This window comes from Trichlorobacter sp. (genome assembly GCF_030247655.1).
In the GTDB taxonomy this organism is placed as follows: Bacteria; Desulfobacterota; Desulfuromonadia; order Geobacterales; family Pseudopelobacteraceae; genus Trichlorobacter.
The window spans coordinates 1-11164 of sequence record NZ_JAOTRZ010000091.1; the positions used below are offsets into that span (position 1 = coordinate 1).

Sequence of the window (11164 nt, forward strand, 5' to 3'; positions counted from 1 at the left end):
GTGTCTATCAATGGGTGTTTGCACCACGGCTGCAAGACGCGATTGCAGCAAAAAAACTGGTTGACCCCAACGCCTATACTACCCTCTTTAACCAGCTTAAAAGTAATGCCCGACATAATCCCGCCATCTACAGCGTACCGAGCAAGACCGTCACCATAGGAAACATTACAATGGTGGTTCCTCCGGTTACCACCTTCTCCTCAACAGCGGTTGATATTGCTGCGGGCGCTTTTGACAGGGCGGTTGACGCCAACTGGAGCTCCTACGTGGTTACTACGGCCTTGGGAGAACTTTCCACCCAACGCAACGACTACAACAACCCCAACCAGCTCCGGTTTCTGGTTAACAGCGCTGGCGCAGAGTTTGAGACACTGCAACGAAGTAATCCCAATCTGAGGATTGATCAGAAACTGCCTGAATTGATTATTGGCCGCTGCACACGTGAGTTCAGCGAAACCAGAAAATTTGCCCATGTTGATCGCTGGATTACCAGCCATCAGGCCCAGGTGGTTCAGTTGGGCAACCCCAAGACAAACCGTGACTGGTGCGCCCAGTTGTGGGAACAGAACAAGCAGGCCTTTATTGCGCCGCTGCGCAGATATGCAGCCGATCACTACTGCCATGAAAGCGGCTCCGGCTTAAGCTGCAGCAGCCTGAACAACTATCAATCCTGTACCCGGCTGATGGGCCTGGTTCAGCAACAAGGGATCTGCACACCGACCAACCATGTCGGTCGTGAGGCAGCAACCATCATCAGCAGTGATCTGCAGCGTCGCGGTTCCCGCATCCCCTGCAGTATCAAAAATGACAGCCGCGGTATCTCACCGGCAACGGTTGATCTGGTCTGCAGCCGTCCAACACAGGGATATGCTTGCAGCACCACCTATCAAAGCATGTTTGCCGGTCTGCCGGTCAGGCTGGTAAATTGTATTGTTGAAGAACGTCCTGACTATACCGCTCAGAAAAACAGTTTTTACGCTACTGTCAAGAAGCTGCAACTGGGCAAACGGTTCCCGATCTCTCTTGATACAACTGATCCACTGATTGCCGTTGTGGATGCTTCCAAAGAAGAACTGATTTCAGCCCTGCAACAGTCCGGCGGGCAAACGTCAACTGACCCTGGCACAAGCCGTGCTGAGGCAGCACGTCTGATACATAATCTGCGTTACGAGTTTCAACTGAACCGCACCATTGATGGTGAAAATTCATCACTCTATCTACGCGCCAGGGGTGGTGTCACTCCAATAAGCTCTCAGCAATCAGGCAGCGTGCAACAGACCATCCAGACACCGGTCGACGGCTATCACACACCGGCACAGACCAACACCCCCGATCTTGGACCAGGATTTGATCGTCAAGGTGGATTTACCAATCCGGGTAATCCATACATGCAACAGCAGCAGTCCGGCATCGGAAACAGCGCCGGTCAGGCTGCACAGCAGGGCGGAGCTGCAGCCCAACAGGCCCATACCCGGACCATGGCTCCGCCGGTATCCGGCAAGCCTGATCTGGTTGCCCTGCCTCAATTGAGCATTGGCAGCAGTACCGCACAGTGGGGTGGTTCTGTTGTACTCTACGGCCAGCAACTGCAATCAGCAGGCAATGGTCTCTGTAGCACCAGCATCACCTATAGCGTGCAGAATAGTGGCACTGCTGCCTCTCCAGCCTTTACCAGTATGCTGCTGAATAACGCCGCAGCAAGTCGTCCTCTACCCCAGCAGTGGTCAGAACTGCCTCAGGGAACCAGCCAGAGCAAGACAGAACAGCTGCTGCTACGCCCCGGCCAGAACAGCCTGACCCTGTATCTGGACCAATCAGGCCAGTTGGATGAACTGAACAAAGCCAACAATCAGGTGCGGCTGCAGGTTATTCTTAATGGCACCTGTCAGCCACAGTATCAGCAGTACCAGCCACAACAGCCTGTACCACAACGTCAGCTGCCAACGGTACCGGCACGGCAGCCGGGCTTGATCCGTTGACAAGTGGCAATCTTATGTTACATACAATAAACACTACATATGAATACATGGGGGAATCTACATGAAACGAGTAGCACTTTTTACCTGTATGATGTTGCTGTTCAGTGTTGTTGCCTTTGCAGCCGGGCCAACCAAGACTGTATTTAAGTCATGGGCTGCTGCTGCCAAGCTGCCGGGTTACTCCTTTGGCGGTGAGGTGGAGGAAGATGACGGTCGTCCCGGCAATTACATGACAGGCTGGATGGCTGCCGATGGCGAAGTGATCGGCGTGCACCTGCACCCACTCAAAGAGTTTAAGAGTTTCCAGCAGACCATTAACCACCAAAAGCCTGAATCCTTCACCTATAAGGGAATGCCGGCCCTGTACACCAAAGCCACCGGCAACGGCCAGATTGCTATCAAGTATGAAAAATCAGGCAAAGTACTGTCCATCGGACATATGAAGGAAACCGGCAAACCCAAGGCAAAGACACGGGAAGATCTGGTAAAGCTGCTGGATCGCATGATGCCGGAAAAACTGCTGAAATAGCGGCACTACGCCGACAACGGCATTTACCACAAAACAACACACCACAAGGAGAATGAAAACATGCTTAACACTCACCGTATTATCCTGGCCGCTCTCATAACTCTCGGGCTTTCAAGCGCTGCCTGCGCAAGACCAACCGAAAAAATTACCATTACCATTGATAAGACTGTTGATCATGTTATTGACAGCGCCAAACCTTCCCGGAAGCCGGGTAAAGCGATTCAGGCCCCCAGCGGTGATATGGACGCCCATTTTATAAAGGCTGATGAGTATTTTGCCTCTACCCGTCCTTTAAGGACGAGCGGTGCATCAGATGTCGTTATTGCACGTATGATTACAGCTCCTTCTGAACAAACCAAAGACGAAGCACAATTTATGGACAGCTACAAGGGTGCAGAGTTCTGGACAAAAAACTACTGGAAGACCCGTATTGCAACACCGGAAGACTTGAAGATCGGAACCATTATACTTCACAAGGGGTTGTCCGGTGCCCACCACACCTATTTTACCCCGCGTGATCAGAAAGATGCCCGCAACTATCCCTGGAAGCTGACAAAAATCACTGACACCAGCGATCTGTTTAAAGGTGAAGTAACGGTAGCTGGCAACAAGAAAGTGAAAGTTGACGCCATCAGGGTTATTGAATAAGTGATTGCCCTATTCGTCAAGGCATCAATCCACGGCCAGAGAGATAGGTGACAGCATCTATTGAACTCTGGTGGAACGGATTCGTGTAGCAGAAACAAAGCCAGCGGCTGGCCGCTGGCTTTGTTTATTGAGGGATATAAACCACTGTACGGGCTTATGAAAGGATAGCTGAAAGCGACATATCCGGTTCTGCAGTTTTCTGCTGTGGTTATCTGACCGGCGCTTTAACCGGCGCAGGCCGGTTCTGCCCCTGTTTGTTAAGTGGGTTAGGCCGTTCCTGGGTCTCTTCACCGGGGTCCTCCCCGTATCCGGTAGCGGAGACTTTGTCCCGGCTGCTGGTTGATTTGGGTTTCTGTGCCGGTTTGGCCTTGATGGGGCTGGTGCTGATCCCGACCGGCTTCTGAGTCTGCGGCACAACCGGTCCTTCATGCTGGGCGCTAAACCCGTAAACTGGCACCAACAGCAGACAACAGCTAAAGAACAGTGTAGAGATACGCATGGGGATACTCCTTTCGCCAAATCTGTTTAATTCGGTAATAAACCGATCTGCCTCAACTCTACTGCTGGCCGGAACAGTTGTCAAATTTCCCCCTCCTTTCAGTTGTCTTGATGCAGGAGTACCGATGAGCAATCACAGAATAGTAGCCCTGTTCGTCAAACCCCCGATCCCTGGCCGGGTGAAGACCCGCCTGGCCAGGGATATCGGTGATCAGGCAGCATGTGACCTCTATCGCAGGCTGGCTGATCACACGATTCAACAGATACAGGCCAGCAGCATACCGCTGGCCTTGTTCTTTGATGGCTCTGATCCAGCTACTTTGCCGCCTGCATGGCTACAGGCATCACAGGTCTGTCTGCCTCAGCAGGGAAATGATCTGGGAGACCGGATGGCAGCAGCCTTCAGACACCTGTTTGCAGAACATGTGAAGCAAGCGGTTCTGATCGGCAGTGACATTCCCGGCATTGATGCTGCCTATCTGCAGCAGGCCTTTTATCTGCTGAATGATCACGCAATGGTGCTTGGTCCTGCCCTTGATGGCGGCTACTGCCTGATCGGGTTTAATCAGAACCATTTTGCAGAATCAATCTTTCAGAACATCCCCTGGAGCACTGAACACGTGCTTAATCTGACCCTGAATGCTGCAGCACAGGCTGGGCTGACAGTTGGCTTATTACCCACTTTGCGAGACATTGATACAGTTGAAGATCTGCAGTATCTCAATCCGGCAAAACTTCAGATTGACTGATCGTTGACAAAACAGGCCAAAGCCTGAATGATGGCTACCTCAGAGAAACCCAACAAGGAGCCACCATACATGTCCCAACCTGACCTGACCTGGAACACCGCCCTGCTCTACCCCGCCCCTGATTCAGCTGAACTTGAGGCGGATCTTGCCTCATTTGATCAGCTGGCTAACGACTTTCGTACTAAATACTTTGAGAAGATCGCCGGACTGGATGCTGCTTCAATACTTGCTTCACTGCAGGAATACGAGGCGATGCAGACCCGTATGGCCAAGCCGTTCTGCTATAGCCACCTGCTGTTTGCCTCTGATTCCGGTAATGAGACCCATCGCGCCCTTTCCCAACGTTGCTCAGAGCTGGGCAGCCGTCTGTCGCAGGCCTTGTTGTTCTTTGATCTGGAGCTGATGAACCTGCCGGATGATCTGTTTGCTCAGCTCTGCAACCTGCCGGATGCCGCACCTTTTGTTCACTTTCTTGAGGGTATCCGCAAGTTCAAGCCGTACACGTTACAGGAAAACGAAGAGCGTCTGCTGACCCGCAAAGACCTGACCGGCAGTAGTGCCTTTACCAAGCTGTTTGATGAGCTGTCTGCCTCACTAAAGTATCAGATGGAATTTGAAGGAGAACTGCAGGATTTCACCGGTGAAGAACTGCTCTCCCTTCTGCATCACCCATCAGCTGATGTCCGTTTCAGCGCCCAGACCTGTTTTCTGGAAAAACATGCTGAATCCGGCAATGCCCTGGTCTTTGGCACGGTCTTCAACACCATGACCCTGGATCATGGCCAGGAGATGGAACTGCGTGGCTACGGTTCAGCCATCCAGCCCACCAATATCGGTAATGAACTGACTGACGAGGCGGTGGAGCATCTGATGCAGACCACCGAAGCCAACTATGGTCTGGCCCAGGATTATTTCCGGTTGAAGGCCAAGATGCTGGGTATGGACAAAATCCGCAACTGCGATGTTTATGCACCGGTGGCAGAAGCACAGAAGAAGTATGAGTTTGATGAGGCCCGTGATCTGACGGTTGCCGCTTACCGTAATTTTGATCCGCAGTTTGGTGAGATTATCCAGGCCTTCTTTGACGAACGCCGGGTGGATGTGCTACCCCGCCAGGGAAAATCAGGCGGCGCCTTTGCCATGGGGATCTCTCCGGTTGATCCACCGTTTCTGCTGCTCAACTTCACCAATAACCTGCGTGATATCGCCACCATTGCCCATGAAGCCGGTCATGGCCTGCACTTCGTGCTATCCCAGAAACAAAACAGCCTTAACTACCATGCACCCCTGCCCTTGGCTGAGACCGCCTCGGTGTTTGGTGAGATGCTCTTGACCCGCATGTTGCTGGATACTGAAACAGATCCAGAAGTCCGTAAATCCCTGTTGTGCGCCAAGATTGAGGATATCATCGCCACCACCTTCCGCCAGACTGTGCTGACCCGATTTGAGATGCGGCTGCATGCTGAGCGCCAGAACGGGCTGCTCTCCAATGAGCGGATCAGTCAGCTCTGGCTTGAGGAAAACGGCAAACTGTTTGGTGATAGCGTTGAAATGATCCCGGCCTACGCCTGGGGTTGGTCCTACATCAGCCATTTTATTCACAGCCGCTTTTACTGTTACTCCTACACCTTTGCCGAGTTGATGGTGCTGGCTCTGTACCAACAGTATCGTGAAACCGGTGATGCCTTTAAACCAGGCTACCGGGCACTGCTTGAGTCAGGCGGCGCCCTGTCACCGGCCAACACAGCCAAGCTGGCCAGCATTGACATTGAATCAGCAGGGTTCTGGCAGAAGGGGTATGACTTTCTGGGTGAGCTGATTGAGGAGCTAAAAGGAATGGTGTGACAAAACAACAAACAAAATGTGCCAAGAAAGGGACGGACAACCGTCCCTTTTTATTTGCCCTCTCCTTGACTTACCTCCAAACCGTGTTTACCTCTTAGACAGATGCTGCACGCATGTATGAAAGGAAACACAATCATGGATATTAATCGTCTTACCCAAAAATCTCAGGAAGCCTTAGGAGCAGCTCAAGCCAAAGCAACATCATACGGCCATGTTGAGGTGGATGGAGAACATCTGCTCTGGGCCTTGCTGGATCAGGAAAATGGTCTGGTTCCCCGCATTCTTGCAAAAATGGATCTGGATGTTCCGAGCCTGCTCAAGGCCACCGAGGTTGAACTTGACCGCAGGGCACGGGTATCCGGACCTGGTGCAGAGCCGGGCAAGATCCATGTATCGCAACGCTTTTCCCGTTTATTGGTGGCTGCTGAGGCGGAAGCCAAACGACTGAAGGATGACTATATCTCGGTTGAACACCTGCTGATGGCCTTGATGGCTGAAGGGGAAAGCAGCGGTGCAGGCAAACTACTCAAACAGCACAACATTACCCAGGAACGGCTACTGGCTGCCCTGACTGAAGTGCGAGGCAATCAGCGAGTAACCTCGGCCAACCCGGAAGAGACCTATGAGGCGCTGGAGAAGTACGGTCGCGACCTGGTCAAGATGGCCCGTACTGACAAGCTGGACCCGGTTATTGGGCGTGATGAGGAGATCCGCCGGGTAATCCGAATCCTCTCTCGCAAGACCAAGAACAACCCGGTCTTGATTGGTGAACCTGGGGTAGGCAAAACCGCGGTGGTGGAAGGTTTGGCCCAACGGATCGTAAAAGGTGATGTGCCGGAAGGTCTGAAGGACAAGACCGTCTTTGCACTGGATATGGGTTCCCTGATCGCCGGCGCAAAGTACCGTGGCGAGTTTGAAGAACGCCTCAAGGCGGTTTTGAATGAGGTAAAACAGGCTGAAGGCCGGATTATTCTGTTTATTGATGAACTGCATACCATTGTGGGAGCGGGCAAGGCTGAAGGGGCCATGGATGCCGGTAATATGCTGAAACCGATGCTGGCCCGAGGTGAACTGCACTGCATCGGTGCCACTACCCTGGATGAGTATCGTCAGAACATAGAGAAAGATGCTGCCTTGGAGCGTCGTTTCCAGCCGGTACTGGTGGATCAGCCCACGGTGGAGGATACGGTCTCGATCCTGCGTGGCCTGAAAGAACGCTTTGAGGTACACCATGGGGTCAAGATCCAGGACAATGCCCTGGTGGCTGCCTCCACCCTCTCCCATCGCTATATTACTGAACGGTTCCTGCCGGACAAGGCGATTGACCTGGTAGATGAGGCCTGCGCCATGCTGCGCACTGAGATCGACTCGTTGCCGTCTGAATTGGACACCATCTCCCGGCGGGTAGTGCAGCTTGAGATAGAAGAGCAGGCGCTGAAGCATGAAAAGGATCAGGCCAGCCGCGAACGTCTGGAGGCGCTGCGTAAGGAACTGGTGGATGAGAAGGAAAAAGCCGATTCCATGCGGGCCCAGTACGATACGGAAAAAGTTGCGATCCAGCGGGTACAGGGCTTAAGAGAACAGATCGAGAAGACCCGCCGCGAGATTGATCAGGCAGAACGCTCCTACAATCTGGAACAGGCCTCCAAACTGAAATATTCTGAACTGCCTGGTCTTGAAACAGCTCTCAAGAATGAAGAGGCAGCTCTGAACAGTAAACAGGGTGGTCAGAAACTGCTGCGTGAAGAGGTAACCGAGGACGAGATTGCCGAGATCGTGGCCCATTGGACCGGGATACCGGTGACGCGGCTAATTGAGACGGAACGGGATAAACTGCTGAAACTTGATGAGATCCTGCACCAGCGGGTGGTGGGTCAGGATGAGGCGGTGCAGTTGGTGGCAGACGCCGTACTGCGGGCAAGATCCGGTATTAAGGACCCCAAACGGCCAATCGGCTCCTTTATATTCCTTGGACCCACCGGCGTTGGCAAGACCGAGCTGGCTCGCACCCTTGCTGAATCATTGTTCGATTCAGAAGAAAACATGGTGCGGATCGACATGTCTGAGTACATGGAGAAGTTTGCCGTATCCAGGCTGATTGGTGCCCCTCCCGGCTATGTGGGATATGAAGAAGGTGGACAGCTGACCGAGGCGGTACGCCGCAAACCATACTGTGTGCTGTTGTTCGATGAAATAGAAAAAGCCCACCCCGATGTTTTTAACATCCTGCTGCAGATTCTGGATGACGGACGGGTCACCGATAGTCACGGACGCACCGTAAGCTTCAAGAATACCGTAATTATAATGACTTCAAACATAGGTGCTCCACATCTACTTGAAGGCATCACCCCGGACGGCGACATCCGCGAGTCAGCCCGGATTGCAGTGATGAATGAGCTGAAGCATGCCTTCCGCCCAGAATTCCTGAACAGGGTGGATGATATCGTACTGTTCAAACCACTACATCTGGACGAAGTTACCAAAATCGCCAGCCTGCTTGCCAAACAGCTGGTGGAACGACTGAAGGAGCGCCGGATTAACCTGGAGATCAGTGACGAAGCCCTGAAACAGATCGCCAGGGCAGGCTATGATCCTGTCTACGGCGCCCGTCCCTTGAAACGCTATCTGCAGCGAGAGCTGGAGACAAAGGTTGCCAGGGCCATTATTGCCGGACAAGTGAGTGACGGTGGCACAATCAGCGTGAGACTTGAAGAAGGAAAGCTGGTCGTCAACTAAATGTAAGGAGGCTCGGTATGCAGTATGGTATCCGCTTATTTTTATCAGGGCTTTTTCTACTCAACGTAAGTATGTCAGCACAGGCTTATGAATCTATTCCCACAGAGATTACGGCGTATCTTCAAAAGAACAATCTTAAGCTGACTGACAAGGCTGAGGATGCACAAAAAGCCGGATACATTCTGGTAATGGGTACCGGAAAAGGCCCCAGACATACGGCGAAACGTGCTGCAACAGTAGCTGCCCAACGTGATATTGCTGCCATACTGGCAGAACTGCCAGGCAGACACGACACTGCAGTTAAACAGGTAGTAAAAACGCCGACTCATACCAAAAAAACGGTATCAGGCAAAGTCAAGCAGGCCAGCCCGGTTTTCAGCTTTTACCAAGCAGAACAGAAGACCAGCTACCTGCTCATGCGCAAAACGTTAACGAATCAGCGTTAATCCACCACGTCCAGACGTATACCAATCAAACAGAGGAGTCGCATGACTCCTCTGTTTGCATTTATGCAACATTGCAGACAGACCACTACTTGTTTGCATTTATGCAAACAGACACCCCGCCAACAATTTCATGTTTTACAAACAATATCAGAATCTTATACCGATATCAGATATTTTCATCTATTTTAACCATTAGCCACAACAAGCATATCATACTGGTTTTATTGTGTTTTCACAAATAGGCATGCTGTTTGCTAAACACTTATCATATTCGCATTAACATGCAACCAGGATTACAGGATGACGAACCAACCAATCTGCCCATTCTATGGAAAAAATGATGATTTCTGTGATGTCGGGTGTGGCTACATCTCACCCCACGACGTCAACATGATCATCCGCTACTGCAGTAAACGTTACTGTGAATGCGCAAAATACCAGGAATTGGCAGACCGTTATCCCCAGAGAGAGATGCTGCTGGTAGCTGCAGCCTGAAAGGAATTTCACCATGCTCTACATGTTATCGAGCAAGACAGACCCGGCAACGCTTTTGATAGTTCTTACAGTGACCATACTGTTTACAGTCATTACCTTTACAAAGGAGAAGAGACATGACCCAAAGAGAGCTTGAATTGATGCAGCGGATCGAGGAACTGGAACGTCACACCTGGCGTAACAGTTCAATCCTGCGGGCAGTTGCCATGGTTTCCTTCACCGCTATGGTAGGTATTATTGTTGCTGCAGGTGTCATTGGTGGCGGACATGGCAGTCATTGGTCCGGTCCGGCCTGGAACACCATGTGGCTGTATGGCCTGTTTGCCGCCAATGCGGTCTCAATGTTCTGGACCACTCACAAGGATTAGGAGGAGATCTGTCATGCCGATGAAATTATCCCACGCTGCACTGCTTCTGGTGGTCTGTGTTATCTGTGCCGCCTTCAATATGCGTATTTTCCAGGGTCTGGACGACATGATGGGCGAAAACTACTGGGTTGTTGACACCACCCAGGGTGATCATGGCTGGTATGCCATGGGTCTGCTGCCCCACCTCAAGACCGTTCCCAAGGATGTCGTTCGGGCTGCAAACACTGACGCAACCATAAAAGACAAGTTTATCATCTACGCGCAAAGCGGTGACTTTGCCGGTAACTCGGTCTATGGCATCTGCTTTGGCATCCCTTTGATCATGTACCTAATCTGGTTCGCCTTCATTCTTGGATTTCCTGATCGGGTTGACCCCTATCTACTACCACGAAGGATATTTACCCTTGCTGTTATTGTTGCCTGTTCAGTTATCGTCAACCTGTTCCTGATGCGAATTGCTGCTGACTTTATCCGCGACCCGATGGCCCGTATTGCCAATATCGCCGGTAACCACTCCTCATTATTGTTCCATAACGCCGGTATCTGGTTTGCCATCCTGTTCTCTGCCCTGGGCACTCACAATCACTCCTATAATGAAGCTCCAGCACCGGATAGCCGCAACTGGCAGACCCAGGCATCCGAAAAATTCAACTGGATGTTTACTCTTCTGGCTGTCGTAACTATCCTTGAGGTTGCCTTGGTAAAAAACAAGCTGGCCCTGCCAGACGCTGCGGTTGATTACTCTGTCTGGATTATCTGGGTTGTTATCTTCATGCGTATGTTCGGCTTCTCCCCAAAATACTGGGTCAAACGGGTTCCAGGCATCGCCACAATGGTTGTTGGCACCTTGTTGACTCTGCCTGTTTTCTAC

General features: G+C 51.7%; 11 protein-coding genes. 10 read left to right on the forward strand and 1 reads right to left on the reverse strand.

From position 1 onward, the window contains the following. The 3 genes from OEL57_RS09405 to OEL57_RS09415 form a co-directional block, all read left to right on the forward strand. On the forward strand, positions 1-1979 hold a 1979-nt coding region (locus OEL57_RS09405; RefSeq protein WP_300739952.1), incomplete at its 5' end, for a CARDB domain-containing protein. A 61-nt stretch (positions 1980-2040) separates the two neighbouring features. Then, complete coding sequence (locus OEL57_RS09410; protein ID WP_300739954.1) at positions 2041-2508, forward strand: hypothetical protein; 468 nt, start codon at positions 2041-2043, stop codon at positions 2506-2508. 60 nt (positions 2509-2568) lie between these two features. Beyond that, the gene (locus OEL57_RS09415) at positions 2569-3156 is read left to right on the forward strand and encodes a hypothetical protein (RefSeq protein ID WP_300739956.1); all 588 of its coding nucleotides are present in this window, start codon (positions 2569-2571) and stop codon (positions 3154-3156) included. Between the two features lie 208 nt (positions 3157-3364). Here the strand turns inward: OEL57_RS09415 and OEL57_RS09420 are convergent, their stop codons facing one another. Continuing rightward, complete coding sequence (locus OEL57_RS09420) at positions 3365-3655, reverse strand: hypothetical protein (protein ID WP_300739958.1); 291 nt, start codon at positions 3653-3655, stop codon at positions 3365-3367. A 124-nt stretch (positions 3656-3779) separates the two neighbouring features. Between OEL57_RS09420 and OEL57_RS09425 the strand changes: the two genes are divergently transcribed. The 7 genes from OEL57_RS09425 to OEL57_RS09455 all read left to right on the forward strand — a co-directional run. Then, entirely contained in the window at positions 3780-4403 is a 624-nt protein-coding gene (locus OEL57_RS09425; protein ID WP_300739960.1) for a TIGR04282 family arsenosugar biosynthesis glycosyltransferase, read from the forward strand. A 69-nt stretch (positions 4404-4472) separates the two neighbouring features. Continuing rightward, positions 4473-6248, forward strand: a complete 1776-nt coding sequence (locus OEL57_RS09430; RefSeq protein ID WP_300739963.1) for a M3 family oligoendopeptidase — start codon at positions 4473-4475, stop codon at positions 6246-6248. Between the two features lie 135 nt (positions 6249-6383). Continuing rightward, a complete protein-coding gene (clpB, locus tag OEL57_RS09435; RefSeq protein WP_307726495.1) occupies positions 6384-8984 on the forward strand; it encodes an ATP-dependent chaperone ClpB in 2601 nt (866 codons plus the stop codon). 17 nt (positions 8985-9001) lie between these two features. Further along, entirely contained in the window at positions 9002-9430 is a 429-nt protein-coding gene (locus OEL57_RS09440) for a hypothetical protein (RefSeq protein WP_300739965.1), read from the forward strand. A gap of 300 nt (positions 9431-9730) precedes the next feature. After that, entirely contained in the window at positions 9731-9925 is a 195-nt protein-coding gene (locus OEL57_RS09445) for a hypothetical protein (RefSeq protein ID WP_300739967.1), read from the forward strand. A gap of 116 nt (positions 9926-10041) precedes the next feature. After that, the gene (locus OEL57_RS09450; RefSeq protein ID WP_012470056.1) at positions 10042-10293 is read left to right on the forward strand and encodes a hypothetical protein; all 252 of its coding nucleotides are present in this window, start codon (positions 10042-10044) and stop codon (positions 10291-10293) included. Positions 10294-10306: 13 nt separating this feature from the next. Beyond that, positions 10307-11164 (forward strand): hypothetical protein (locus OEL57_RS09455; RefSeq protein ID WP_300739975.1); only part of this gene is annotated, 858 nt, incomplete at its 3' end.